The sequence below is a fragment of the Agrobacterium sp. SORGH_AS_0745 genome (assembly GCF_030818995.1).
GTDB lineage: Bacteria > Pseudomonadota > Alphaproteobacteria > Rhizobiales > Rhizobiaceae > Agrobacterium > Agrobacterium tumefaciens.
In genome coordinates, this window is the sequence record NZ_JAUTBI010000001.1 from 820,629 (window position 1) to 847,468 (window position 26,840).

The window sequence follows — 26,840 nt, forward strand, 5'->3', positions numbered from 1 at the left end:
TCATGAATGACATCATCGAGGCGGAAGAAGTCGTTGCCGCGCGCGGCGTGAAGGTCGTGTTCGGCGCGGTAAGGGCGCTTGATGGGGCCGATCTCGTCATCCGTTCGGGCGAATGCCTGGGGCTCGTCGGCCATAACGGTGCGGGAAAATCCACCATCGTCAACGTCATCAATGGCGGGCTGACGCCGCATGAGGGGTCCATTTCCTATCGCGGCGAACAAGGCCGTCAAGGCATCGCGGCAGCACGCGCCAGCGGCGTTCGCTGCGTGTTTCAGGAATTGTCGCTCTGCCCGAACCTGACGATCAGCGAAAACGTCCGCATCATGCATGCCGCGATGAACGGGCGGAACTGGCGCGGACGTGCCCTCACCATGATCCGGCATACGCTGGACGAGATTTTTCCCGGCCACGGTATCGATTGCGAGTTGACGATCGCGGAACTCTCCATCGCCGAGCGGCAGATGGTAGAAATCGCCATCAATTTCTGTCGAACCCCGGATGCGCCGAGACTGGTGATCCTCGATGAACCGACTTCCTCGCTCGATGCCGGTCTTGCGGAACAATTGATGGATTATGTTCGCAGTTTCGTGCGCACCGGCGGCTCCGTGCTGCTGATCTCGCATATTCTCGGCGAGATTCTGTCGACGGCAACCCGCATCGTGGTGATGAAGGACGGCCAAGTGGTCGCTGATCGGGCAGCGGGCGAGTTCACGACGCGCACGCTGGTGGAAGCCATGGGCAGCGTCGTCAAGGAACAGGACAGGCAAAAGGGCGAAAACCGCAAGGCGGGAGAGAAGGTGCTTTCGATGCCGGCGCGCCGGGGCGAAGGCCTCGCCTTCGAGGCTTTCCGCGGTGAAATCATCGGCCTTGCCGGTCTCGGCGGCCACGGCCAGACCGAAGCGCTACTCGATCTCTACCTTGCCCGCAACAGCAGCTGGCTGCCCGCGCGCAAGACCGACATCGCCTTCGTGGCGGGTGATCGCAGTCTGAACGGCACCTTCCCGCTGTGGAGCATCCTCAAAAACCTTTCCATCGCCTCGCTGCGGGATATTTCATCCGCCGGCATGGTGGACAGGGGCAAGGAAACCGAGCTTGGCGCGCAGTGGAAAAAGCGCATCGAAATCCGCACGCCCGACATGGGCAACAAAATCCTTTCGCTCTCCGGCGGCAACCAGCAGAAGGTGCTTTTCGCCCGCGCGCTCGCCACCACGGCCAGCACCGTGCTGATGGACGACCCGATGCGTGGCGTCGATATCGGCACCAAACAGGAGGTCTACGATATCTTGAGAACCGAAGCCTCCCACGGCCGCACCTTCATCTGGTACTCCACCGAGATGGATGAAATCCGCCTTTGCGACCGGGTCTATGTTTTCCGCGACGGCGCCATTCAGGCGGAACTGGTGGGAGAGGACATCACCGAACAGAATGTGCTGGCCGCTTCCTTTTCCGGAGAGGACCACGCATGAAACTCTCCGCCAGTGCCCTTCGTCTCATCATTCCCGCCGCCTCGCTCGCCTTCCTGCTCGCCGCCGTCTTTTACATGCAGCCGCGCGCCATGAGCTATAACGGACTCAACTTGCTGTTCAATCTGGCGGTGCCGATTGCACTTGCCACCATTGCGCAGATGCTGATCATGTCCGTCAACGATCTCGATCTGTCGATGGGTACCTTCGTCAGTTTCTGCGCCTGCGTCACCGCCACCTTCCTGCAAACGACGCCACTGCTCGGTATCGCGATCTTCGCCGGTGCGATTGCGGTTTATGCGATGCTGGGCGCCATCATCCACATCCGCGCCCTGCCCTCAATCGTCGTCACGCTTGGCATGAGCTTTGTCTGGGGCGGCCTTGCCGTCCTCATCCTCCCCTCACCCGGCGGCCAGGCGCCAGCCTTCATCCGGGCGCTGATGACGGCAAAACCGCCGCTCGTGCCAATTGCCATCGTTGCCAGCATCGTGATTGCGGTCGTTGCCCACTACATCGTCATGCGCTCCTCCTTCGGCGTGCTGATGCGCGGCGTCGGCGGTAACTTCCGCTCCGTCGAGCGCTCCGGCTGGTCGGTCATCGGCATACGTGCTGCCACCTTCGCGCTGGCCGGTTTCTTCGCGGTGTTGTCGGGCATAGCGCTCGTCGGGCTGACGACATCGGCAGATGCCAATATCGCGCTTCGCTACACGCTGTTGTCGATTGCCGGCGTTATTCTGGGCGGCGGCGAATTCGTCGGCGGTCGGGTCTCGCCCATCGGTGCTGTCATCGGCGCGCTGACGCTCACCCTCGCCGGCTCGTTCCTGTCCTTCATGCGCATTTCGCCGGACTGGCAGATCGGCGCGCAAGGGGCGATCCTCATCATCGTGCTGGCGCTCCGTATCCTGCTCAACCGTCTCGAAAAGCGGGAGAAAAACCAATGAACGGGCTTTCGTCTCTCTCGAAAAAACCATGGATATGGTCGTTCGCCGCAACGGCTGCGGTCTGGATCGTTACCGTCATGTTCACCGGCGGCGCCAGCTCCTTCGGCCTGTCGCACGCAGCGCTGACCTTCGCAGCCTTTTCCGTGATCGTCGGCATCGGCCAGATGTTCGTCATCACGCTCGGGCCTGGTAATATCGACCTCTGCGTTCCCGCCACGATGACGCTATCAGGCACACTGGCGCTCAAATTCATGGATGTGTCCGATGGTCTCATCCTGCCGGGATTGCTGATCGCCATCCTGATCGGCATCGCCATCGGCATCGGCAACTATACGTTGATCAAGCTTCTGCGCATCCCACCGATCATCGCGACGCTTTCGATGAGCTTCATCGTGCAGTCCATCGCCATCTGGTCCAACCGCGGCCTGCGGATCAAGCCGCCGGAAACACTGGCCACCTTTGCCACGTCGAGCTCTCTCGGCATTCCGAATGTTGCCCTCGTCGCCCTTGTCCTCTCGGTCATCGCCTGGCTGCTGCTCGACCGCACCTTTTACGGACGCTGGATTTCCGCCATCGGCCAGAGCACTTTCGCCGCCCGCATGACCGGCATTCCAGTGGATGGAGCACGCTTCGTCACCTATGTGCTCTGCGCGGTACTGGCGGCGATCGCGGGTTATCTGCTCGCCAGCTTCTCCGGCGGCGCAGCACTCAACATGGGATCGGAATATCTGCTGATGTCCATCGCGGTGGTGGTGATCGGCGGCACGGCGGTTGCGGGCGGCGATTCCAACGTACCCGGTATCTGGGGCGCTTCGCTGTTCATGTTCCTGGTGGTCTCGATGCTGAACACCTATGGTTTCGGCGCGGGCATCCGCCTCATCCTCACCGGCCTCATCATCATTTCCGTGATTCTTCTGGCAAGCGGCCCCAAGGCCACACGCTGAACCCCGAACGAAAAGCCCTCAAGCGGACCACGCTCATGACCACAGACAATGCCTCCCCTTACGAAATTCACGATGAACGCTTCCGCCTTCTGATTGTCGGCAATGCGGAACTGGAAGAGCTTTATTCCGGCTGCCGCTGGGCGGAAGGCCCGGTGTGGTTTTCCGATTTGAACTGCCTGCTGTTCAGCGACATTCCCAATGAGCGCATGCTGCGCTGGGTGCCGGATGGCGGGATTTCGGTATTCCGCCAACCCTCCAACTTCACCAATGGCAATACGCGCGACCGGCAGGGACGGCTGGTTTCCTGCGAACATGGCGGCCGTCGCGTCACCCGCACCGAAGTCGACGGCTCGATCACCGTTCTTGCCGACAGCTACGGCGGCAAGCGGCTGAACTCACCTAATGACGTGGTGGTGAAATCCGATGGCAGCGTCTGGTTCACCGACCCCACTTACGGCATTCTTTCCGATTATGAGGGCTACAAGGCGGAACCCGAACAGAAGACGCGCAATGTTTACCGGCTCGATCCCGCAACCGGTGAAATCAAGATCGCCATCGATGACTTCGTGCAGCCAAACGGTCTGGCTTTCTCGCCTGATGAAACCAAGCTCTATGTCGCAGACAGTTCCTACAGCCATGATGTATCCCGCCCACGCCATATCCGCGTTTTCGATGTCGTGGACGGCGTGAAGCTCACAAACGGCCGGGAATTCTGCAATCTCGACAATGGCTTGCCTGATGGATTCCGTCTGGATACAGCGGGCAATCTCTGGACCAGTGCCGGCGATGGCGTGCACTGCTTTTCGCCTGACGGTACGCTGCTTGGCAAGATCAAGGTGCCGCAGACGGTCGCAAACCTCACCTTCGGCGGCCCGAAGAAAAACCGCCTGTTCATCACCGCAACGAAATCGCTCTATTCAGTCTACGTCGCCGCAACCGGCGCGCAGACGCCCTGATACGCTGGAAAAACCGGAGGGCATGTAGCAGACGGGAACTGGCAAGACGGCTTCGCTGCGCTATAAAAGCGGGATGAACGATGATTCCAGCCCCTTCCTGACCGACGACATGGCACTGGATGGCGAAACGCAGGCCATCGAACCCACCAGCCGCATGCTGTCATGGGCGCGCAATTCCGCTCTCTACCGGCTGGAACAGCGGATGATGACGGAAAAGCAGCTGCGCGATGCGATCACCCGCAAGGCGCGGGAAAAATTCGAGGATATCAGCCCCGCTCAGATAAAGGCGCTTGGCGAATTCGCCGTGACCTTCGCCTATGGCATCAAGGCGCTCGACGATACGGCTTATGCAGAAATTGCCGTGCGAAGTGGCCAGCGCAGCGGCAAGTCGAAGCGCGGGCTTGCGCAAAAACTTCAGATCAAGGGCATTGATCGGGAAACGGCCGCAGTCGCGCTGCAGGAAACCAACGATCTGGTGGCGGCCGTCATCTTTGCGCGCAAGCGCGCCTTCGGCCCCTTTCGCCGTGTCGAGCTTGATGAAAAACGCAAGTCGAAGGAATTTTCCGCATTCGCCCGCAACGGCTTCGGCTTCGAAATCGGCGCGAAGGTGATGGCGATGACGGTGGAAGAGGCAGAAGAGATCGTTTCCGAAGCACCGCTTTAAGGGTTATTGCGGCATCGGATGCGTTTTCAGATAGGCGATCAGATCGGCAATATCCGTTTCGCTCCACAGCCCGAAAAAGCGCATCGAGGTTCCAGGGATCGCCTTTTTTGGGCTCGAGATAAAACTTTGCAGCTCCTCCTCCGTCCACACCCGACCCGCGGCACCGGCATCCTTCAGCGCCTGCGAATAATGGCCGTAACCAGCTACGGAGGCTATCGGCCTGCCCACCACGCCCATCAGATGCGGTCCCATGCGGGTGCGCGGCGCATCGATGCTGTGGCAGGTGGAACAGCGGCTGAAAACTTTTTCCCCGTGCACCGCATCGCCTTCGGCCAATGCCGGCGCAGCAATACAGAGGAAAAAAGCCATTGAAGCCGGAAGCGTTCTGAATGCCGAGATCATCATGCCCCGCATAATACAACGCCCTCTCCGTCTGACAACGAAGAGGGCGTTTTTTTGACATGCGACAGAATGCCCGGCGTTATAAGCCGGGCAGTACGTCGATGATCAGTTCATCGCCGTGAGCGTCACAGACGTACCGGTTGCGGCGAGGTTGAGGCCGACCTGGCCCGTTACGCTGACCGTCTGAAGCTGGATGGAGCCCGAGGTGCCGCCGACGAGGATGTTGGTGCCAACGCCGAGACCAACGGTCACTTCAGCCGTGGCGCCCTGATAAAGGCCGCCGAGCGAACCACGGTGGTAACCCGCTGTCGGGGCGAAAACGGCCCAGACCAGACGGCCCTGCGTGGTGAAGCCAAGGTCAACGCCCATCTTGCGGATGGCGCCGGTGTAATGATCGGTGCGACGCGCGCCCATGGTGGACTGGAAGGTGCAATCCAGTTCCTTGGCCGAGCCGATTACGTAACCGACGCCACCGCCGATATCGCAGGTGAGGTAACCGATCTTGACGCCATTGCGTTCGTCCTGCTCCTGCGGAGCCGGCTCATATCTTGCAAGGTCGGCAGCGAGTGCGGACACGGTTCCACCGAGACCCATCGTCAATGCGGCAAAAGTTACGGCAACAGCCTTTTTCATCTGATTTTCTCCTGTTTTATTCCTACCCGCAGCAGCCCTTATTGCCCTCTCCGGATATTGAATTCCGCACTGTTAACGTTTGTTCCCCGAAATCGATCCAAAACAACTGAATTGGGTGCAAGGAAAGCAAAACGGTTAACAATGTCTACTGGCGGTAGGATGCCATTAAGACATTGTTAGGGCGGGAAACGCCTGTCGAATTCCTGTTAAACGCGAGTACTTCAGGGCGTTGTTTTGCTGCAACGATGTCAAAGCGGCAGAGCGACGGGAAAGCCGGTGGCGGCATGGGTCATGACATCCATGCGAACGCCATAGATGCGCTGCAACGTCTCCGGCGTCATGATCTCCTGCGGCGTTCCCCGTGCGATAAGCTGGCCGGAATGAAGCGCAACGATCTCATCGCAGAAGCGTGCTGCCATGTTGACGTCATGCAGCACCACGATGACGCCAAGACCCTTTTCGCGCGACAGTCTCTGAACCAGCGAAAGCACTTCGATCTGGTGCGCCATGTCGAGTGCGGAGATAGGCTCGTCTAGAAGCAGGCTTTCGGCGTTCTGGGCCACCAGCATGGCAAGCCACACGCGCTGGCGCTCGCCGCCGGAAAGCGTATCCACCAGCCGGTCGCGGAAAGCGACGGTATCGGTAAGCTCGATCGCCTCTTCCACCTTCTCCTGATCCGCCTTGCTAAATTGCCCGAGCGCCCCGTGCCAGGGATAACGGCCGAGCGCCACCAGCTCCTTGGCCAGCATGCCGGAAGCAGCCGGCGTATATTGCGGCAGATAGGCGAGCTTTCGCGCAAATTCGCGATTGCCCCAGGCGCCGAGTGATTTTCCCTCGAACGAGACCTTGCCCGCCGTCGGTTCCTGAATGCGTGCGAGAATCTTGAGCAGCGTCGATTTTCCCGAACCGTTATGACCGATCAGACCGATGGTCTTGCCGGTCGCAAAACTTGCCGTCAGCGGGTGCAGCAATGTCCTGCCCGGCACTTCCATCATGACGCCATCAAGAGAAAAAAGCGGGATATCGTCGTAATCGACGGCAAGTGCTGCCTCACCCATGGTTCTCATCTCCGTAAATGTTCAAATAAATCATTGGCGCCTGCCTGAAAGCCAGATCAGATAGGGCGCGCCGGCCAGAGCCGCAAAAAGCCCGAGCGGCAGTTCATAGGGAAAGGTCACCGTTCGCGCCCCGAGATCGGAAAGCGCCATCAGCACCGCGCCGAACAGGAAAGAAGCTAACAGATGATCGCGCGGCGTGGTGAAGCCGGCGCGAAGCGCAATATGCGGCGCCATCAGCCCGACGAAGCTCAAGGGACCGACGAGCAGCGAGGCGGCCCCCGTGGCGATGCCGGCCACCGCGATGACGGCGATACGCGCCAGGCCGAGCGGCAGCCCGAGCGAGAGCGGCACATCCCGGCCAAGCGGCAGGATCGTCAACCAGCGCGTCACCGACAGGGCAGCCGCCAGAAGCACGATGGAAAGAATGGCGAGAAAGATTGCCGAAGCCGGTGTCGCGGTCGAACCAGAGCCGCTGAGCCAGGCGAGAATCTGCCATGCCCGCTGGTCACCAATCGCAAGCAGCGCCGAAAGCACCGCCGAGCAGAGCGAACTAATAGCAATGCCAGCGAGCAGGATTTTTTCTGGCGCCAGATGCCGGCGCACGGAAAAGAACAGGACGAGGATCATGACGCCCGCCGAGCCGATGCCGGCGCCGCAAAACAGCTCGAACAGACCGGCCGCCGGAAAAATCGTGATGGCGGCGGCAAAACCGAGGCCTGCGCCGCCGCTGACGCCGATGACCTCCGGGCTTGCCATCGGATTGCCGGTGAGCCGCTGCAAAAGAGCACCCGCCATGGCGAGAAGACCGCCAGCGGCGATGGCCGCCATCAGCCGGGGCCAGCGGAAGGGCAGAAGGCTTTGCAGGTCACCCGCCCCCAGCATCGTCCAGCCCTGAGGCCCCCTGCCGATGGCGAGTGCTGCAAAGATCAGCGCGGCCATGACGATGAGCATCGGCAGCAGGGCCGTAAACCCGCGTCTTGTCGCGAGATCGACGCCTTCGCCGCGATGCACGTCGGTCGGCCGGATTTTCGGCAGCAGCCAGAGAAGCAGCGGGCCGCCGATCAGGGCCGTCACCGCGCCGGTCGGGAAAACTTCCGCCGTCTTGTTTGCCAGAAGTTGCACGATACCGTCGCAGAACCAGAGCAGCAGGCCGCCCAGAAGCGGGGAAACGAAGAGCACCGAAGAGGAGCGCCGCACGCCAAGCGCCCGGGTGAGCGCAGGGGCGGCAAGGCCGATGAAGCTGACGAGGCCAACCGCCGAAGCGACGAAGGCGGCCAGCATGACGGCGACGGCGGCGACGGCGAGCCTGATCGAAAACAGCGATACGCCGAGCGATCGCGCGCCGGAATCACCGAGACCGAGAACCGTCAGCGGCCTAACCAGCAGGCCCGTCAGGACAAGCCCCACGAGAAGCTGAAAGGTGAGAGACAGGGCGTTCGACCAATCCTGCTGGCTGAGCGAGCCGCCATTCCAGACCACGAGCGACATCAGATATTCGCCCTGCGCGAGCGTCAGCGCCGCGGAAACGGATGCGGCGGTGATGCCGACCAGGAGCCCTGCCACCACCATGGTTACCGGTTCGAAGGAGCGTCGCCAGCCAAGCAGGAAGACAATACCGGCGGCAGCGGCAGCGCCGGCAAGCGCCACCAGTGCGCGGTTGCCATCCAGCACCGAGGGAAAGAACAGCGTGGCGATGACGATGGCCAGTTGCGCGCCAGCCGAGATGCCGAGCGTCGAGGGATCAGCGATCGGGTTGCGCAGCAATTGCTGAAAAAGCGCGCCCGAGAGACCCAGCATCGCGCCCGCCAGAATGGCGACCGCCACACGCGGCATCAGGCTGAAAGCGAGGATGACCTGATCCATCGACATAGCGGCGGCATCAAAAGGCAGGCCGGGCCACGCACCGAAAGGCAGCCGCAGCAACCCGGCATGCAGGGAAAGACCGCAGGCCAGAATGAACAAAAGCCCGAAGAAAAGCGGGAGAGGCCGCGCCGTCACAAGGCTTCTCCCCGTGCCAAGAGCGCTTCGGTCAGAAGCCTCGCGAAACGCATGCCGGCGGTGATGCCGCCATAGGGGCCGACATTGGCAAGCGTCACCACCCGATTTTCCCGAACGGCAGGCAGCGCGCGCCAGATGGCGCTGTTGCGCAGAGTTTCCCGCGCCTCCACCGGAATATCGGAGACGATGACGATGCGCGCATCGGATGAGGCGGCGAGGTTTTCAAGCGGCACCGGGGCCGCGAAGGTGAATTGCGACCGATCCACCCAGGCATTGGTCAGCCCCAGACGGCCAAGAACATCCCCGAACATGCTATCCGCACCAAAGGCACGAAAATGCCGGGCGTCGCCTATGTTGATGACATAGGTCGGCCGTGCGGAAAACCCGGCAAGACGGGCCCGCATGGCGTGCAGTGCCGCTTCCGTTTCACCCAGAACCTTGCGCGCCTCTTCGGCCCGCCCGAGCTTTTCACCAAGCGCGGTGACCGCCGCCAGCGCCTTTTCGAAAGGCGGCTCACCCTTCACGTAAAAGGGCAGTGAAAAGACGGGGGCGATCGCTTCCAGCCTGCCGGTATAACGTGTGTAGAAAGGCGAAATCAGAATGAGCTCCGACCGGGTGAGCTGCAGAAGCTCGAAATTCGGAGCGCCGCGCAGGCCGAGATCGGCGACGGTTTCAGGGATATCAGGCTCGACCGCGCCGGACCGGAACTGGATGAGTTCGGTCGCCGCCACCGGCATGACGCCGAGCGCCACAGATGTTTCCAGCATGGCCCAGTCGATGGCGGCGATGCGCGGCGTCACTGCTGCCCGCGCCTTGCCCGCAAGAGCCGAGGCGGCGAGCAGGCTTAAAAATTCCCGCCGCCCCCAGAGGGGGGAAATCCATCGATCCTTACGCGTCATGCCCCTGCTGCTTCACTTTAATATGGCGTTACCAACGGTAGGTCAGCTTGCCCATAACGGTTCTGCCGTCACCGTAATAGCATCCGAAAGTGGAGCAACTAGAAATATATTCTTTATCAGTCAAGTTTTGCACCAGAAGCGAGGCGCGGTAGCCGTTCTTCTCGTAATGCACGCCGAGATCGAGCAGGGCGAGGCCCTTCATTTCGAAGGCATTGGCCGCATCGCCATAACGTTTTCCGACATAACGGACACCGCCGCCGATGCCGAAACCTTCAAGCGCCGTATCTTCCGGGAAGGTGTAGTCGAGCCAGAGGCTGGCGGCGTGCCGGGGCGTACTATCCAGCTCCTTGCCGTTGTTCACACGGCCGGAGACCTCGCTGTCCATGTAGGTATAGGCCGCCCGCAGGTCGAGCCCGTCTGCAAGGCTTGCGACGCCTTCCAGTTCGAGGCCTCTCACCTGCGCCTCGTCCATCTGCTGCGTCACCCCGCCCACCGTCGTCGTGACGTTCTTCTGTTTCAGATCGTAGATCGCCGCGGAAAAGAAACCGTCAAAGCCCTCGGGCTGATATTTGATGCCCGCTTCCCATTGTTCGCCCGTGGTCGGTTTCGGCGCATCACCGACAGCCGGCTGCGGCACGGGCTCGAAGGAGGTCGCGTAGCTGACATACGGCGCGATGCCGCCATCGAAGAGATAGCTGACCCCGACACGGCCCGTCAGCTTATGGTCGTCCTTGTCGAGAGTGCGGTAGGTCGTTCCGTTGAACGTCGTGCCGCCGGTGCTTGCCCAATCCTGCCGCAGACCGGCGGTGACCCGCCAGTTCTCAAAGGCCATCTCGTCCTGCGCATAAAGACCGATCTGGGAAATATCCGTCTTCACATCGGCATAAAGCGTGCGCGAGGTGAGACTAATTGGCCCGCCATAAACAGGATTGACGGGATTTGAGCGGCGTTGCGGCCCAGAATTCGGTTTTGACGTTATTGTCGAAATAGCGGTAATCCAGCCCGACAAGCAGGGTGTGGTCGACTGGTCCCGTGGAGAACTCCGCCTGCAGGCTGTTGTCGATGTTGAAGGTGTTCAGCAATTCATCCTGGAACGTCGCATTGCGGCGGATGAGATTGCCGATCATGCCGCCGCTGGTCGAAGACATGCCGAGCGCGCGGTAGGACCAGTCGAAATTGGAATAACGCGCATTCTGCCGGAAGGTGAAGGTCTCGTCGAAACGGTGCTCGAACTCATAGCCGATATTAGTGAACTTGCGGCTTGAGGTATCGAAAGAGGGATCGCCGACATAAAAGCTGCGGTCCAGTATATTGCCTGGTCTCAGATAGGTCAGCGCCGGCGGCAGGCCAGACGGCGAACTCGGATTGTCGTGCTGATAGGAGGCGAGAACCGTCAGTTTCGTATCCTCGTCGGGCTGCCATGTCAGCGCCGGGGCGATGAAATAACGATCGTTCTGCAGATTGTCCGTCTGAAGATGGGCGTTGCGGGCAAGGCCGGTCAGGCGATAGGCAAAACTGTCGCTATCCGCGACCGGCCCACCAATATCGAACATCGATTGGTAATAATCGAAGCTGCCGATCTGCGCTCCGACTTCGCCGAAACGCTCGAAAGTCGGCCGCTTGCTGATGAGATTGATGAGGCCACCGGGATTACCCTGACCGTAAAGCACCGAGGCCGGCCCGCGAATGACTTCCACCCGCTCCAGACCGTAGACCTCATAAGACGGCGCACCGGCCGTGCGCATCAGCCGCAGACTGTTGAGGAACTGCAGCTGGTTACCCTGAAAGCCGCGAATGCGCGGCGCATCGAAACGTGGATCCGCCCCAAACGGCTGCGCGACGACGCCAGGCACATAATTCAGCACCTCGCTGAGATTACGGACATTCTGCGCATCCATTTGATCCCTGGTGATGACGGAAACCGATTGCGGCGTCTCGATCAGGGATCGCCCCGTCTTGGTGGCGCTGGCGCTGGTTTTTGCCACATAGCCCTTCACCGGCGCCTTGGAGTCCTGATTTTTCGCGCCGTCCACGGTGATGGTCTGCAGCACCGTCGTTCCGGCTTCCTGCGCAAGGGCAACGCCGGAGGTCACGAACGCCACATAGGCGATGGCAGCGCAACCGCCCGCCAGAATGGAAATGTGTTTAGATTTTCCCTGCACGCCAAGACCCTTCATCAACCGCGCCGCCATGAGACGGTTATTTTTCTGGAGAATTTAAGTCATCTTATTACGCAAGGAGCGGATTGTGATCCAATAAGTGAAACTGGATTTTTTCAGAACTACTGATTATGAAAATTCTTACGGATAATAGCTTGGAATTATTCAAATCCGTCAGGAAAGGCAGTGATGATGGGCAGGAAACCGGCAAACCGGGCGGACGCGTTCGAGCTGCGGCACCTGCGCTATTTCACCACGCTGGTGGATGAGCGCAATTTCGAGCGCGCCGCCGCCCGCCTCGGCATTGCCCAGCCGGGTTTGAGCCAGCAGATCATGGCGCTCGAGCAGATCGTCGGCATGCCGTTGCTTGACCGGACACGGCGATCGGTGAAGCTCACCACGCCTGGCCAGCTTCTTTATGAGGATGCCCGCAAAATTCTCGCCAATGCCGAGGCGACACTTGCGGCGCTTAAACGCGTCGATCGCGGCGAGACGGGCCGCATCTCCATCGGTTATGTCGCTTCGGCCGCCTATTCCGGCCTGATGATCCAGTCCATCGCCAGTTTCCGCGCCTCTCATCCCGATGTGGAACTGCAACTGATCGAGATGGAGATGCGGCTGCAACTCGCCAAGATCGCCGACGGAAATCTGGATTTTGCCTTCATCCGCCCGCCTGCGCCCGTTCCGGAAGGTGTCACAACCCATGTGGTTCTGCGCGAACCGCTGGTGGCCGCACTTCCTGAAAACCATCCCCTGGCCTTTGCGCTGCAGGTCGACCTCAAGAACCTTGCCGACGAGACCTTCATCACACCGCGGCAGCCGCCGGATGTCGGCTTTCATTACAATACGATAGAAGCCTGCAACGAGGCCGGGTTCCAGCCAACGATAAGCCCGGAAGGCCGGGATTACACCACCATTACCAGCATGGTGGCGATCGGCCTCGGTGTGGCGCTGGTGCCGCGCTCGCTCGATTGTCTGCGGTTGCCCGGCGTGCGCTACGTGCCGCTTGCAGCAAGCGCCACGACTTCCGACCTCGCCATCGCCCACCGGAAAACGGAAGCCTCTCCCGCCGTCAGGGCCTTCATTCTCCATACCCGCAATTGACGCGACCGCACCCGCCCATGCGCTGAATATCCACGACCCGGCTGCCGATCCCGTGGACGAAAAACCCGTCATCGTCCGTTTCCGCGGCATCGGTGGCAACAGGCCAAGCGACGCAACCACATGAGATTACGGAAAGAATGGCGCTCTTTTCGGCAAACCGGAAGCAAGGCCTAAATCCCGTCCGGATATTTTCTGTTCCCGCTTTTCCCCGCAGCCGCGGCGCACCGTATAATCGCGGCAGATTTCGATTTACGGGAGACAGCAATGGCTGAGACTTACGAACACCACGCCGCAGGCCTCGAATCCCCGGCATCCCATGCTTTCGAGGTTGTTCCTGATGATACGAACCCGCTTCCTTCCCCCACGCGCGCCATCTATGTGGGCAATGGTGGTCATCTCTGCCTGACCCTGCTTTCCGGCGCGACGGTGACCTTCCAGAACCTGCCCGCAGGCAGCCTGCTGCCGGTCAGGGCCACCCGCATATTTGCAACCCGCACCACCGCCACAGGCATTCTGGGGCTCAATTGAGCGCTCCATCGCCGGCTGATCTCCTCGATCTGAAACGCAGCCCTCGCCAGAAGCCCACCAAGGAGTGTGACACTTTCATGACAAGCTTTCAGGTTGATGTCAGCAAAATGAAGCATCCGCCATTGATCGGCCCATGCGGCAGCTTGGACAGCGGCGTTCCCGCCCCTTTTTCGTTGCCGCCGGCCTATCGGAAATCTGGTGGATCTGGCAGTGGCTCTTTTTACCGCGAAAGCGACGGGAACAATAACGTATCGTCCGGAGATCGGCAGCGTGCCGCTCAGCCTGCTGACGGCGGCCTATCTGCTGTTTTTCACGAACCGGACATTCTGGTCGAAGGTTCACACCTATCTTTCCGCCTATCCGGTTGCCATCGTCGCGCTTTATGTCGCCATAGCGGCGCTTTTCGGTGCGCTCATCACCATTTTTTCCGCCAAATATCTCATCAAGCCGTTTCTTATCTTGCTGATATTCGCGGCCGCGGCGGCTTCATGGTTCATGGACCGCTACGGCATCATCATCGACAGCGACATGATCCGCAACGCCGTGGAGACCACGCGCGCGGAAGCGGGCAATCTGATGACACCTGGCCTTTTCTGGCATCTGACGATCTATGGGCTGGTGCCGTCGCTCGTCATCGCCGCCGTCCGGGTTCGGCATCGGCCGATCATCGACAAGTTGCTGTGGAACACCGTCAGCATCCTGATCTGCCTCACCGTTGCCGGCATCATCAGCTTTGCGAATTCCAAAACATTCACCACCGCCGTGCGCCAGCACAAGGATATCGTCAAAAGCGTCAATCCCTTGTCGCCGATCATATCCACCATTCACTATCTGACGCAGGCGGAAAAGGAAGCTGACATACAGGTGAGCCCGATCGGCAAGGATGCGAAAATCCTGCCGGCGCTGGGTGGCATCCACAAGCCACGCATCACCGTCATCGTGGCTGGTGAGACCGCGCGCGCTGCGAACTTTTCCCTGAACGGCTATGGGCGCGACACCAACCCGGAACTGGCAAAGCGCGACGTGATCTATTTCCCTAATACAACCAGCTGCGGCACTGCGACGGCGATTTCCATTCCCTGCATGTTCTCGAAATTCCCGCGTTCTGAGTATAGCCACAACAAGGCGCTCGCCAACGAGAACGTCATGGATGTTCTTGTCCATGCCGGTGTCGGTGCAACCTGGCTGGACAACAACACCGGCAGCAAGAACGTGGCCGGCCGCATTCCCTTTTTCGACCTGCCTTCCACCAACGACACCCGCTTCTGCACTGGCGGAGAATGCCGCGACGATATCTTCTTCGACAAGCTCGACGCATGGCTCGATAACGTCAAGAAGGACAGTGTCATCGTGTTGCACCAGATGGGCAGCCATGGGCCGACCTACTATCTGCGTTACACAGACGAATTCCGGAAGTTCACCCCGGACTGTCGAACCGCTGAGCTTGGCAATTGCACGGACGCGCAAATCGTGAATTCCTATGACAACACGCTTCTCTACACCGATCATTTCCTGTCGACCGTGATCGACAAGCTGAAGGCACGCTCCAACACGCTGGCGACGGGGATGATCTACGCCTCGGACCATGGTGAATCGCTTGGCGAAAACGGCGTCTATCTGCACGGCGCACCCTATCTGCTGGCACCCGACCAGCAGACCCATGTGCCGTTTCTCGTCTGGTTCGATGATGATTTCGCCAAATCAATGGGGCTGGATCGCGCATGCCTTGCAAAAGGCGCAGCAAAGGGCGGGCGCTCGCACGACAATTATTTCCACAGTATCCTTGGAATGATGAACGTCTCCACCTCCGTCTACGATTCCGCGCAGGACGTGTTCGGCGGCTGCACCCAGCGCCAGAATAGCTGAACATACAGTGCTTGACGCTTATCCCGTGAAAGCGATACGCAAGACGACGCGATAAAGGAGCTGTCTTGCGGGTTCTGCTTGTTGAAGACGATCATGTGCTGGGAGAGGCGCTGCGAGACCATGTCGCCGCGGCAGGCCACGCCGTCGACTGGTTTAAGTTGCTCGACGACGCCACGGCGGCGACGCTGACCATGGCCTACGGGCTCATCCTGCTCGACATGCGGCTGCCGGATGGCGATGGCATCACCCTTTTGCAATCACTGCGCAACCGCGATGACTCGACGCCGGTGATCATTCTGACGGCGCACGACCAGGTGTCCGACCGGATTGCCGGACTGAATGCCGGTGCGGACGACTATCTGGTCAAGCCCTTCGATCTCAACGAGCTTTCGGCACGCATGCTGGCGGTCTCGCGGCGTTACGAGGGGCGCTCCGCCCCCGTCATTCGCCTGCCCGGCATCGAAATCAACCAGGTGGCGCGCAATATCGTCGTTGACGGAACAGCGCAAACGCTCAGCGCCAGAGAATGGGCCGTGCTGGAAAAGCTGGTCGAGCATCCCGGTGCGGTCGTCTCTAAATCTCAACTGCACGACACGCTCTATGAATTCGGCGCGGAAATAGAAAGCAATACGGTCGAGGTTTATATCAGCCGGCTGCGCAAGAAGATCGGCCATGACCGCGTCGAGACCGTGCGCGGCGTCGGCTACACCATCAGGTAGACAGAAATGGCCAGACCAACCAGCATGACCCGCAAGCTCGTCACGGCGCTGACGAGCGTTGTCGCCATATCCTGGTTTATCGCCTGCGGGTTAGGCGTCATGGTGATGCAGGACGAGTTCGCTGAAATTTTCGACGCTGGCGTTGAGGAAACAGCCGAAAGACTGCTGCCACTGCTGGTGGACGATCTCAGGGAAAACAACACGGGCCCCGCCTCGCAAAAACTCAACCAGTCTGCACATGCGGCGGAATATCTGACCTATCAGGTTCGCGACCGGGAAGGACAGGTCGTCCTTCATTCACATGACAGTTCGACCGAACCTTTCGAGGTCTCTCTCGACCCCGGTTTTTCTGAAACGGCGACCCAGCGCATCTACACGGTGGCGACACCGGACGGGAATTACTTCCTTCAGGTCGCAGATGCCTTCGCCAACCGGCGTGAGGCAATCGAGGAAGCCGGCACTGCAATTTTGCTGCCCGTTCTCATTCTTATCCCCGCCAGCATCTTTGCCGTTATCTTCGTGGTGCGCAAAACCCTGCAACCGATACAGACCTTGCGCGACGAGATCGGGAAAAAAGACGGCGGCAATCTCGCGCCACTGGAAACCCTGCCGTTTCCGGCTGAACTTCACCCGATTGCCCGCTCGGTCAATCTGCTGCTGAGGCGGCTGCGATCGACAATCGAAGCGGAAAGGGAGTTCACCGCCAACAGCGCCCATGAATTGCGCACGCCGATTGCCGGCGCGCTGGCGCAGGCGCAGCGGCTGCACGCCGATATTCCGCCTGAACTTGCACCGCGCGTGGAAAATATCGAGAAAGCCCTGATGCATCTCGGCCATCTCGCCGAAAAACTGCTGCAGATGTCGCGCGCGGAAGCAAGGATCGGGGTAACAGACACGGCGACCGACCTCATCCCCATTCTCGAGCTCATCATCGACGATATGAGCAGAACGGCGATCGGCACGTCCCGCATCCGCTTCACGAATCGCTGCGAAGGCGGCCTGAACTGCAAGCTGGGCACGGATGCCTTCGGCATCATCATCCGCAACCTACTCGAAAACGCCCTGATCCACAGTCCGGCGGAAAGCCCGGTGCACATACTGGCCGAAGAGGACGGTACGATCCTTATCGTCAATTCCGGCGCGGCGATCGACAAAGCGCTTCTTCCCAAACTGACGACGCGCTTTGTCCGAGGCCCGTCCAAGGCTGATGGCACCGGGCTTGGCCTCGCTATCGTCAGAAGCCTGATGGAACAGATTGGCGGCGAACTCGTGCTATCCTCCCCCGCACCCGGCAGACAGGACGGTTTTGAGGCCCGCATCGTGCTTCCGGTCGAAGACGCCGGAATGCGCTGAAAACAAAAAGCCCCGCCAGGGGGCGGGGCTTTCGCTGGTATTATTGTGGCCGCTCAATCCTCGTGAATATGGCTATGGTCGCGCGTATCGCGCATCTTCACATAAACTACCAGCGACAGCGCAATCATGATCGTAACGTACCAGAAGAACCAGTTTTCGTGGTCGATCTGCTTGAACTTCAAGGCTACGAATTCTGCCGTTCCACCGAAAATCGTGTTCGCCAGCGCGTAGGGCAGAGCCACACCGAGCGCCCGGATGTGGGCGGGGAACATTTCCGCCTTCACCACCGCATTGATGGAAGTGTAGCCGGTGACGATCAACAGGCCAACCAGAACGAGAGCGAAAGCCATGATCGGGTCGGTTGTCGTCGCCAGCGTCGTGAAGATGAGATAGGTGAACAGCGTTCCAAGAATGCCGAAGCCGACCATCAGCGGCTTGCGACCCACCTTGTCCGACAGTGCACCGGCAATCGGCTGGCACAGCATGAAGACAAAGAGGGCTGCCGTGGTGATTTCGGTCGCGCTTTCCTTGCTGAAGCCGGAGGTATTGACGAGGAATTTCTGCAGATAGGTCGTGTAGGCGTAAAAGGCGAGCGTGCCGCCTGATGTCAGCGCCATGACCATCATCGCTTCCCGCGGATAATGCTTGAACAGCGCCCATCCGCTCGATTTCGGCTTGTCCGCGTTGCCCGCCTTGGCATTTTCAAAGGACTGCGTCTCGGCAAGGCCGCGACGGATGTAAAACACCGCAATTGCAAGAACGCCACCGATGAAGAAGGGAATGCGCCAGCCCCAGGCGCCGAGCTGCTCGGGTGTCAGAACCCGCTGCAGAACCAGCAACACCGCCAGCGCCAGAAGCTGGCCGGAAATCAGCGTCACGTACTGGAAACTGGAGAAAAAGCCGCGACGGTTCTTGCCGGCCATTTCGCTGAGATAGGTCGCGCTGGCGCCATATTCACCGCCGACGCTGATGCCCTGCAGCAGGCGGGCAAACACCAGAATGGCAGGCGCTGCAATGCCGATCGTCTCGTGGCCGGGTGTAATTGCGATCAACAGCGAGCCGAGGCACATCAAGGTAACGGACAAGGTCAGGCCGGCCTTGCGGCCCTTGCGGTCGGCATAGGTTCCCATGAACCACGCACCGATGGGCCGCATCAGAAATCCGACGGCAAAAACGGCGGCCGCGCTCAGCAATTCGGCGGTCTGGTTTCCGGAAGGGAAAAACACCGGCGCGAAATAAAGGGTGAAGGCCGAATAAACGTACCAGTCGTACCATTCGACGAGGTTGCCCGCCGATCCGCCGATAATGGATTTCAAACGGGTTTTCTGATCCGGTGCCGTAGCGGGACCATTTGCCATAATATTCACGGTAAACTCCAATTCATCTCGCCTGGAGGTGGAAGGGCGAACGGAAGGTGTGATAATTTGTCGCTCTCGGAGGGGATATATACCCGCCATATTGCAATGCGCAAGTTTACGCCGCATCGCAGCATGGCAATGGCAGCGTCTACTCGCCATCTTCTGCGCCGGACCATTCTAATACGCCTTGTCACCCGGCCGTGCTCAAACTAAAAAATATCAATGATTTACGATACATCGGACATCCATATCGAAAAGCTTCTCATCCCCGCCGCGCGCGCGGGTGAAGCGCTGGCACGACTGGATGAGAGGATAAGCCGGTCGCCGATGAAACACGGCTTCATCGAAAGGCAGGACTTTACCGACGCGATTTCCTCCATGTGGGTTGATGGCGAACTTGTCCATATGGAAGATCTGGTCCTGCATGACGCCCATATGGATGTGCGGGCGCCAACCCATGAAATGACGGCGGCGCACCGGATCGTCCGCTCAAGGCGGCTGATTTTTTCAAACGCGCCAGGCTGGGCCTTCACTGCACCAGGCCTTTCCCGTCTGCGCGGAAGAATGGGAATTGCCGCCGACGCGACGGCATTTGCCCCGGAAACGGTGGATCATTCCGGCAACGAAGAGGCTGATGCAGAAGGCGAGACACCGCTGGACGGGGCCTTTTCCGAGCTGGACGCACTTCTGGCGCGAAGCGCCGCGACTTTGGACGCGATCACCGCCGGCACCACCCTTGCGCCGGTGACACATCGGGAAGAGGCCCATCCGATGATCAACGATCCCGACTGGGACGAGGAGGAAAGGCTGAAGGAATGGCGGCAGGTCCTTGGCCAGACGGAGGAGTTGCCCCCGATCCTGCGCACCGCAATCCTGCTGGATGCCTGGAATATGATCGAGGTTCTGCAACGCAGCCCCTGGCTCGGCAGGCTCATGGCCGCCGCTTTTCTGCGCGACGGGGCTGTCTCTCCCGACCACCTGCCGGCGCTCAGCGCTGGTCTTCGTGCCGTCCCGCGCGAGCGCCGGCACGCCAGAAACCAGACGCAACGCCTAGTCGCCCTTCTCGACAGCTTTTACGAGGCGGCGCTGGCCAGCATGAAGGAACATGACAGGCTGACCCACGCCAGAGAACGCATGATGCGCAAGCTGGCCGGCCGACGCTCGTCTTCGCGTCTTCCAGAGCTGGTGGAGCTTGTCGTCTCCCGGCCGGTGGTTTCGGCGGCCATGATCGTCAGGGAACTCGGCACCACGCCGCAGGGCGCGATAGGGCTCGCCAATCAACTGGAGTTGAGGGAGGTTACGGGCCGCGGCCGCTTCCGTGCCTGGGGCATGCTGTAGCACAAGCCGCTAGTCTTCATCCGCCTAAACCCCGGAAAAATAGTATTTTTCTCAACCCCTTGTTCCTGCGATGAATCCCGCAGGAATCCTGCGATCACGAATCTTAACAAAATTTAACTATTGCGTAGGTGGATGAAGCGGCTATGTTCTCGCTGCGTTGCAACACGATTTTTCTCCGGTAACGCGGTCGCATTCGGCTCCGGCAACCTTTCTTTGCCATCCGCATTAAAGTGTCCACCATGAGGGAGATGCAAAAAATGACAATTTCAGTCTCACAACTCGATTCCGATCAGGAAACAGATGCTCCTTTCGCCCGAAAAGTCCTGATGGCGCGCAATCTCGCCGGATATACGGTCGATCAGCTTGCCATCACCTGCGGCCTGACAGCCAATGAAATCCGCGCCTTGGAAGACGGCTCAGACAGCGATCCTCTGCGCATCAGGCGCGTTGCCGCCGCCCTGCATATTCCAGTCGAAACCGTTATCTGATCGTTCACAACGATCCGAACCAAATCTCAGCGCCGCCGGGGACGATGTTCACGCAACATCCGGGCGGCGCGCGTAGCGGTTTGAACGCTACAAGTCTCTCCGGAACATTTTCCGCTCCGCTCTCTTAACATTTCCGTTATCCGGCACCACATGATGTCCGCACGGGACATGTTCGCCATGTGGCCCGCCTGCGCGAGAGCACCAATAATTTCCGGAATCCTGCCATGACACTCAGCCTTAACACCGAAGAACGGGTTTCTTCAGCATTGGATGAATTGTGGCCAACGGAGAAAACGGAAATTCTCGACTGGCTCGTCACCGGCACAAAGGACGAGCGCTTTATCGATGAGATATTCTTCGAGCTGTGTAGCAGGTTGCGCGAAAGTGGAATTTCCATAGCGCGGGGCGCACTTGCCTTCCGCATTCGTCACCCGCAATGGCTTGGCGCGCGCATCCTGTGGAAGGCCGGCATATCGTCGGCCGAGATCACCACCTATGGCTATGGGGCGGAGAGCTCGCCCGAATATCTGAACAGCCCCATCAACGACATCCATCAGGGCGCAACCGAAATCCGCCACCGGCTGACCGGCGACGAAATCGAGCCATCCGCTTATCCGATCTATGAGGAATTGCGCGCCGACGGGCTGACGGATTATTTCGCCTGGCCGATCGAACATACGTTCGGCAAGCGCCATGTCGCCACTTTTTCCAGCGATCGGCCCGGTGGCTTTTTGGAAGCGGAAGTCCTTGCGTTGAAAAACCTGCTACCGGCGCTCGCGCTGGTCAGCGAAATTCGCCTGAAAAACCGCATGACGCGCACCCTGCTGGAGACCTATGTCGGGCCGCATGCGGGCGAAAAAATCCTCAATGGCGCAACGACGCGCGGCAGCGGCATAACGGTCGGCGCGGCGATCCTGATCTGCGACCTGCGCAACTTCACCCATATTTCCGACCTCTGGCCGCGCGATGATGTGATCGAATTGCTGAACGGTTATTTCGACGCGATGTGCGATCCGATCGAGGAATTCGGTGGTGAAATCCTGAAATTCATGGGCGATGGGCTGCTGGCGATTTTCCCGCTCAGCGATCCACAGGCTTGTGAAAACCTGCTGAAAGCCATTGCCAGCGCACAGAAAAGTCTCGTTGCCCTCAACGACATCAATTGCCAGAAAGGCCATGACCCTCTGGGTTACGGCATCGGCGTCCATGTTGGCGATGTCATGTATGGCAATATCGGCTCGAAAACCCGCCTCGATTTTACCGTCATCGGTCCGGCCGTGAACATCGCATCACGGCTTGAAACCCTGACCAAGGAAACCGGCCGCAACGTCCTGTTTTCCGAAGAATTTGTCCGTATGGCCGGACACGAGGACAAGCTGGACAATCTCGGCCCATGGCTTCTGCGCGGCCTTGAAACCCCGGTCGAGGTTTATGCGCTTCCCCAACAGGAGGTCCTCGCACCCTCTGTCGACTGACTGCCGGTCAGGACTTTATTCCCGTTTCAACGCTTTCTCAACGCAGCGCTCACCCGTGCTGCGCAACCTCCCGAAGAGATGATTTCCGCTGCCCTGCCCGTCGTCAAAACGCTTGACACGCCTCCGATGTCGATCTAGCAAAATAGAACATATATTCCATATCGAAACATTGTTTGCGTTCATATTCTGTCTTTCCGGGAGTGGAAGACGGGTGTGAGGAACCGGAGGAAAGATGGTTACGAAATTGGCACTGCTCGGCGCTGGACGGATCGGCAAGGTCCACGCCAAGGCGATCACCACCGACAGCCGTGCGAAGCTGGTGGCCGTTGTGGACGCCGTTGCCGGTGCTGCGGAAGCAATCGCCCGCGAAGCGCAGTGCAAGGTCAGCACAATCGACGAGGTTCTGGCTGACAAGACGATCGACGCCGTCATCATCTGCACGCCGACCAACACCCATGCCGATCTGATTGAGCGTTTCGCCCGTGCCGGCAAGGCCATCTTCTGCGAAAAACCCGTCGATCTGGATGTGGCCCGTGCGGAAGCCTGCGCCAAGGTGGTTGAGGAAACCGGTGCAAAGGTGATGCTCGGTTTCAACCGGCGTTTCGATCCGCATTTTCAGGCCGTGCACAAGGCAATCGAGGATGGCCGCATCGGCAAGGTCGAAATGGTGACCATCACCAGCCGCGATCCCGGCCCGCCGCCAGCCGAATACATCAAGGTTTCCGGCGGCATTTTCCGTGACATGACTATTCATGATTTCGACATGGCGCGGTTCCTGCTCGGCGAGGAAGTGGAAAGCGTATTCGCCACCGGTTCCGTTCTCGTCAATCCGGAGATCGGTGCACTCGGCGATTTCGATAGCGCCAGCATCATTCTGACGACGAAAAGCGGCAGGCAAGCCAGCATTTCGAATTCGCGACGCGCGACCTATGGGTATGACCAGCGTATCGAAGTGCATGGTTCGCTCGGTTCGGCTGCGGCCGAGAACCAGCGGCCGGTCTCCATCGAGATCGCCAATGCTGAGGGCTACACCCGCCCGCCGCTGCATGATTTCTTCATGACGCGTTATACGGCGGCCTACGCGGCGGAAATTACCGCTTTCATCGATTGCATCGAAAACAATGTAGCTCCGTCACCCTCCATCAAGGATGGGCTGATCGCATTGAAACTGGCCGACGCTGCGCTGAAATCCGTCACCTCGAAGGCGGCCGTGACGATCGGCTGATCGACGCGGAAATCACTCCGTAACCGACATCCTGTCCGCGGTGCGTTAACGCATGGCGGACAGGAAAACAGCTATTCGCAAAGCTTTCGCCAGCATCGGCGCCACCCGTGAACTTGACCGGGCAGAGGCAGTCTTCGGACTTGCATGGCAGCTATTCGGAAAATAAGGTTGTCTGACAAGATACGGCCAGACCATATGGCTGCTATTCACCTTATTCACGCCGAATCCTCTTTTTGCCGGCAACAGCCGGACAGTGGTTTATTTATGCCATCACCCAAGACCGGTTATCTTTATGCGCTCATAGCATTCACGATCTTTGCAGCGCAGGATGGCATATCCAAACATCTTGGCAGTTCTTATCCGCCCGTCTTCGTCGCCATGCTTCGATACTGGGCCTTCGCCGTCTTCGTTTTGTTGATGGCTGCAAGGTCCTCTGGCGGCATTCGGGGCGCTGTCATGGCAAACCGTCCGTGGCTGCAGATCAGCCGCGGCGTCCTTCTTGCCGTGCAGATTGTTTTTTCCATTTTCTCCTTCGCCGTTGTCGGGCTGGCGCACAGCCACTCCATCCTCGCTTCGGCGCCGCTGATCGTCGCCGCACTGTCCGTGCCGTTGCTTGGCGAACATGTGGGCTGGCGGCGCTGGTGCGCCATTTTTGTCGGCTTCGTCGGCGTTCTCGTCATTCTGAAACCTGATGGCGAAGGGTTCGACAACCGCCTGCTGATCACTTTCATCGCCGCCTTCATGCTTGCGCTCTACAGCGTCCTGACCCGCCTTGGCAGCAAGAGCGATTCAGCGATGACGAGCTTCTTTTATACCGGCGTGGCCGGTGCGGCAGCGCTGACGCTGGTGGGTCCGTTTTATTGGGTTAGCCTTGCACCCCAGGATTGGGGCTGGATGCTGGCGCTGTGCATTACCGGCATGAGCGGCCATTATTGCCTGATCAAGGCATTCGAGCTGGCGGATGCGGCCTCGGTGCAGCCGTTTTCCTATTACCAGCTCGTGCTCGTCTCCATCATCGGCGTCACCATCTATGGCGAGGTCGTGACATCCAACATGGTTCTGGGTGCTGCAATCGTGATCGCCGCCGGTCTCTTCACCATCTGGCGGGAACATGCCGTTGCCCGCAGGGAACGCAGGCGGGCTGGCTGACGTCATTCCGGTTGAACGTCCTCTCAGGCGAGAGCCGCCTCGCAGCGCAACAGCATTCCAAACAGGTCGCGCGGCTCATCCGGATCGGCCAGCAGATCCAGCTCCGTGTAAAGCCCGGTGGCGGCCAGTTTCGAGCGCACATAACGCAGCGCCGAAAAATCCTCGGTCGCGAAACCGACGCTGTCGAACAGCGTGATCTGCCTGTCGTTTACCCGCCCGTGCTTTTCACCCGATATGACCTGCCATAGTTCTGTGACAGGGTAGTCCGCTGGCAATTGCTGGATTTCACCTTCGATGCGCGTCTGCGGTGGGTATTCGACAAAAATGTCCGACCGCAGCAGAATGTCCCGGTGCAGTTCCGTCTTGCCGGGACAATCGCCGCCGACGGCATTGATGTGAATGCCGGGGCCAACCATGTTGTCGGTCAGGATTGTCGCATATTGCTTGTCAGCCGTGACGGTGGTGATGATATCTGCACCTTCCACTGCGCCCTGCGCACTATCGCAAATTTCGATGGTAAAGCCCTGCCCGACAAGATTGCGGGCGCATTTTTCGCTGGCGGTCCGGTCGATATCGAAAAGCCGCACCGTGTCGATGCCAAGAATAGCCTTGAAGGCCCGCGCCTGGAACTCGCTCTGCGCGCCATTACCGATGATGGCCATCGAGCGGGCATTTTTGCGGGCTAGGTGTTTTGCAGCGACAGCCGAAGTAGCAGCGGTGCGCAGCGCCGTCAGAATGGTCATTTCGGTCAGGAGCAGTGGATAGCCGTTGCCGACATCGGAAAGCACCCCAAAAGCAGTCACCGTCTGGCGGCCCTCCTTCATGTTTTTCGGATGGCCGTTCACATATTTGAAGCCATACAGCGTTCCATCACTGGTTGGCATCAGCTCGATGACGCCCTCTTGGGAATGCGATGCGATGCGCGGCGTCTTGTCGAAACTTTCCCAGCGGCGGAAATCCTCTTCCACGACGTCGGCAAGTTCGCGCAGAAACGTATCGATCCCCACGCGCAGCACGAGTTTCATCATATGATCGACGCTGACGAAAGGTACGATATTAAGGTTCGGTATAATCGTCATTGCATCATCCCCCTTAGCCGGCCCGCGTCGGGCGGTCCATAACCCGCTTGCCCATCAGGCTGGCAGCCAGGTCGACCATCAGCGTCGCCGTCCTGCCGCGCTCATCGAGAAACGGGTTAAGCTCCACGAGATCGAGACTGCACACAAGCCCGCTATCATGCAGCATCTCCATCACCAGATGCGCCTCACGGAACGTCGCCCCACCCGGAACCGTGGTGCCGACCGCAGGCGCGATCGACGGTTCGAGGAAATCGACATCGAGACTGACATGCAACAGGCCGTTTGCCGCCTGCACCCGCGCAAGGAACGCGCGCAGCAGAACCGCGACACCATGCTCGTCTATCGAGCGCATGTCGTGAACGGTGATGCCGCTGTCTTCCAGTGCGGCTCTCTCGGCTGGATCGACGCTGCGGATGCCGATCATGCCGATATTTTCCTCAGGAACTGCATGGGAGAGCGGCGGAAAGTAACCCGAAAATCCGTCGCGACCACTGAAATAGGCGACCGGCGTGCCATGCAGGTTACCGCTGCGCGTCGTTTCAAGCGTGTGGTAATCAGTATGGGCATCGAGCCAGAGCACGAAAAACGGCCGGCCACTCTCCGCCACCCGCCGCGCCATGCCGGCGACGGTTCCCGCGGAAATTGCGTGGTCGCCGCCAAGAAAGATCGGCACGGCGGCAGCACTTTCTCGATAGGCGGCCTCCGTCAGCGCCTCGGTCCAGGCCACCGTCTCAGCGAGATGATGCACCGCCGGATTGGGGTGGCTAAACTCCCTCAGCGGCGCCGGCGTCACATTGCCGGTATCCACCACCCGATGGCCCAGATCTTCGAGCGCCCGCGTGAGACCGGCGATGCGATACGCACTCGGCCCCATCTCACACCCCAATTGCCCGGCTCCGATTTGCAACGGCGCACCGATCAGCCTGATATCCATTTGAGCCCTCGCTTTCATCAACCGATAACCTCACTAAACCACACAGACATGGCGGAATGAACATCAAATATTGGCAATATTATCGAAATAGGCTATCGATTTGGTCA

23 protein-coding genes and 1 pseudogene are annotated in these 26,840 nt (G+C 59.5%); 15 read left to right on the forward strand and 9 right to left on the reverse strand.

All coding sequences use genetic code 11. From position 1 onward, the window contains the following. Positions 1–2 precede the first annotated feature (2 nt). The 5 genes from QE432_RS03645 to recX all read left to right on the forward strand — a co-directional run bounded on the left by QE432_RS03645 (position 3) and on the right by recX (position 4,968). A complete protein-coding gene (locus QE432_RS03645; protein ID WP_111802076.1) occupies positions 3–1,466 on the forward strand; it encodes an ATP-binding cassette domain-containing protein in 1,464 nt (487 codons plus the stop codon). Further along, positions 1,463–2,404 (forward strand): ABC transporter permease, encoded by a 942-nt coding sequence (locus QE432_RS03650; protein ID WP_004431684.1) that lies wholly within the window; start codon positions 1,463–1,465, stop codon positions 2,402–2,404. The genes QE432_RS03645 and QE432_RS03650 overlap by 4 nt, the downstream gene beginning before the upstream one ends. Further along, positions 2,401–3,348 carry an ABC transporter permease gene (locus QE432_RS03655; RefSeq protein ID WP_004431681.1) on the forward strand — a complete coding sequence of 316 codons (948 nt, stop codon included), beginning with the start codon at positions 2,401–2,403 and terminating at the stop codon, positions 3,346–3,348. Before QE432_RS03650 ends, QE432_RS03655 begins: the two co-directional genes overlap by 4 nt. 35 nt (positions 3,349–3,383) lie before the next feature. After that, on the forward strand, positions 3,384–4,304 hold the full coding sequence (locus QE432_RS03660) for an SMP-30/gluconolactonase/LRE family protein (protein ID WP_111802043.1): 921 nt from the start codon (positions 3,384–3,386) through the stop codon (positions 4,302–4,304). Between the two features lie 73 nt (positions 4,305–4,377). Next, positions 4,378–4,968 carry a recombination regulator RecX gene (gene recX / locus QE432_RS03665; RefSeq protein WP_013762039.1) on the forward strand — a complete coding sequence of 197 codons (591 nt, stop codon included), beginning with the start codon at positions 4,378–4,380 and terminating at the stop codon, positions 4,966–4,968. 3 nt (positions 4,969–4,971) lie between these two features. On the opposite strand, the gene QE432_RS03670 is transcribed toward recX, so the two are convergent. The 6 genes and pseudogenes from QE432_RS03670 to QE432_RS03695 all read right to left on the reverse strand — a co-directional run bounded on the left by QE432_RS03670 (position 4,972) and on the right by QE432_RS03695 (position 12,150). Beyond that, positions 4,972–5,382 (reverse strand): c-type cytochrome, encoded by a 411-nt coding sequence (locus tag QE432_RS03670; RefSeq protein WP_004431671.1) that lies wholly within the window; start codon positions 5,380–5,382, stop codon positions 4,972–4,974. Positions 5,383–5,475: 93 nt separating this feature from the next. Then, the gene (locus tag QE432_RS03675; protein ID WP_004431668.1) at positions 5,476–6,003 is read right to left on the reverse strand and encodes a DUF992 domain-containing protein; all 528 of its coding nucleotides are present in this window, start codon (positions 6,001–6,003) and stop codon (positions 5,476–5,478) included. Positions 6,004–6,251: 248 nt separating this feature from the next. After that, positions 6,252–7,061 carry an ATP-binding cassette domain-containing protein gene (locus QE432_RS03680; protein WP_111802044.1) on the reverse strand — a complete coding sequence of 270 codons (810 nt, stop codon included), beginning with the start codon at positions 7,059–7,061 and terminating at the stop codon, positions 6,252–6,254. A gap of 30 nt (positions 7,062–7,091) precedes the next feature. Further along, the gene (gene fhuB / locus QE432_RS03685; protein ID WP_013762035.1) at positions 7,092–9,059 is read right to left on the reverse strand and encodes a Fe(3+)-hydroxamate ABC transporter permease FhuB; all 1,968 of its coding nucleotides are present in this window, start codon (positions 9,057–9,059) and stop codon (positions 7,092–7,094) included. Beyond that, a complete protein-coding gene (locus tag QE432_RS03690; RefSeq protein WP_019566562.1) occupies positions 9,056–9,958 on the reverse strand; it encodes an iron-siderophore ABC transporter substrate-binding protein in 903 nt (300 codons plus the stop codon). The genes fhuB and QE432_RS03690 overlap by 4 nt, the downstream gene beginning before the upstream one ends. 28 nt (positions 9,959–9,986) lie before the next feature. Next, a pseudogene (locus QE432_RS03695) lies at positions 9,987–12,150 on the reverse strand (TonB-dependent siderophore receptor). A 156-nt stretch (positions 12,151–12,306) separates the two neighbouring features. On the opposite strand from QE432_RS03695, the gene QE432_RS03700 reads away from it, so the two are divergent. The 5 genes from QE432_RS03700 (at position 12,307) to QE432_RS03720 (ending at position 17,687) form a co-directional block, all read left to right on the forward strand. Then, on the forward strand, positions 12,307–13,221 hold the full coding sequence (locus tag QE432_RS03700; protein WP_004431656.1) for a LysR family transcriptional regulator: 915 nt from the start codon (positions 12,307–12,309) through the stop codon (positions 13,219–13,221). Between the two features lie 264 nt (positions 13,222–13,485). Further along, positions 13,486–13,749, forward strand: coding sequence for a spike base protein, RCAP_Rcc01079 family (locus tag QE432_RS03705; RefSeq protein ID WP_003508451.1), 264 nt, complete (start codon positions 13,486–13,488; stop codon positions 13,747–13,749). Between the two features lie 198 nt (positions 13,750–13,947). Next, the gene (locus tag QE432_RS03710) at positions 13,948–15,615 is read left to right on the forward strand and encodes a phosphoethanolamine transferase (RefSeq protein WP_306623378.1); all 1,668 of its coding nucleotides are present in this window, start codon (positions 13,948–13,950) and stop codon (positions 15,613–15,615) included. Between the two features lie 65 nt (positions 15,616–15,680). Then, positions 15,681–16,334, forward strand: a complete 654-nt coding sequence (locus tag QE432_RS03715; protein WP_004431644.1) for a response regulator transcription factor — start codon at positions 15,681–15,683, stop codon at positions 16,332–16,334. Between the two features lie 6 nt (positions 16,335–16,340). Beyond that, positions 16,341–17,687, forward strand: coding sequence for a sensor histidine kinase (locus QE432_RS03720; protein ID WP_035199893.1), 1,347 nt, complete (start codon positions 16,341–16,343; stop codon positions 17,685–17,687). 53 nt (positions 17,688–17,740) lie between these two features. On the opposite strand, the gene QE432_RS03725 is transcribed toward QE432_RS03720, so the two are convergent. Next, entirely contained in the window at positions 17,741–19,045 is a 1,305-nt protein-coding gene (locus QE432_RS03725; RefSeq protein WP_306623935.1) for an MFS transporter, read from the reverse strand. Positions 19,046–19,267: 222 nt separating this feature from the next. Between QE432_RS03725 and QE432_RS03730 the strand changes: the two genes are divergently transcribed. From QE432_RS03730 to QE432_RS03750, 5 genes are all read left to right on the forward strand, one after another. Further along, a complete protein-coding gene (locus QE432_RS03730; protein WP_035199890.1) occupies positions 19,268–20,383 on the forward strand; it encodes an RHE_PE00001 family protein in 1,116 nt (371 codons plus the stop codon). A 257-nt stretch (positions 20,384–20,640) separates the two neighbouring features. After that, on the forward strand, positions 20,641–20,871 hold the full coding sequence (locus QE432_RS03735; RefSeq protein ID WP_004431634.1) for a helix-turn-helix domain-containing protein: 231 nt from the start codon (positions 20,641–20,643) through the stop codon (positions 20,869–20,871). A gap of 224 nt (positions 20,872–21,095) precedes the next feature. Next, positions 21,096–22,346 (forward strand): adenylate/guanylate cyclase domain-containing protein, encoded by a 1,251-nt coding sequence (locus QE432_RS03740; RefSeq protein ID WP_035199889.1) that lies wholly within the window; start codon positions 21,096–21,098, stop codon positions 22,344–22,346. A gap of 232 nt (positions 22,347–22,578) precedes the next feature. After that, positions 22,579–23,571 (forward strand): inositol 2-dehydrogenase, encoded by a 993-nt coding sequence (gene iolG / locus QE432_RS03745; protein ID WP_004431628.1) that lies wholly within the window; start codon positions 22,579–22,581, stop codon positions 23,569–23,571. A gap of 264 nt (positions 23,572–23,835) precedes the next feature. Beyond that, the gene (locus tag QE432_RS03750; protein ID WP_035199888.1) at positions 23,836–24,720 is read left to right on the forward strand and encodes a DMT family transporter; all 885 of its coding nucleotides are present in this window, start codon (positions 23,836–23,838) and stop codon (positions 24,718–24,720) included. Positions 24,721–24,743: 23 nt separating this feature from the next. Here the strand turns inward: QE432_RS03750 and QE432_RS03755 are convergent, their stop codons facing one another. Together QE432_RS03755 and rocF are read right to left on the reverse strand one after the other, a co-directional pair. Next, positions 24,744–25,799: an ornithine cyclodeaminase gene (locus QE432_RS03755; RefSeq protein WP_035199886.1), complete on the reverse strand. Its 1,056-nt coding sequence runs from the start codon at positions 25,797–25,799 to the stop codon at positions 24,744–24,746. A gap of 13 nt (positions 25,800–25,812) precedes the next feature. Next, entirely contained in the window at positions 25,813–26,733 is a 921-nt protein-coding gene (gene rocF, locus QE432_RS03760) for an arginase (RefSeq protein WP_025595246.1), read from the reverse strand. Between the last annotated feature and the right edge of the window lie 107 nt (positions 26,734–26,840).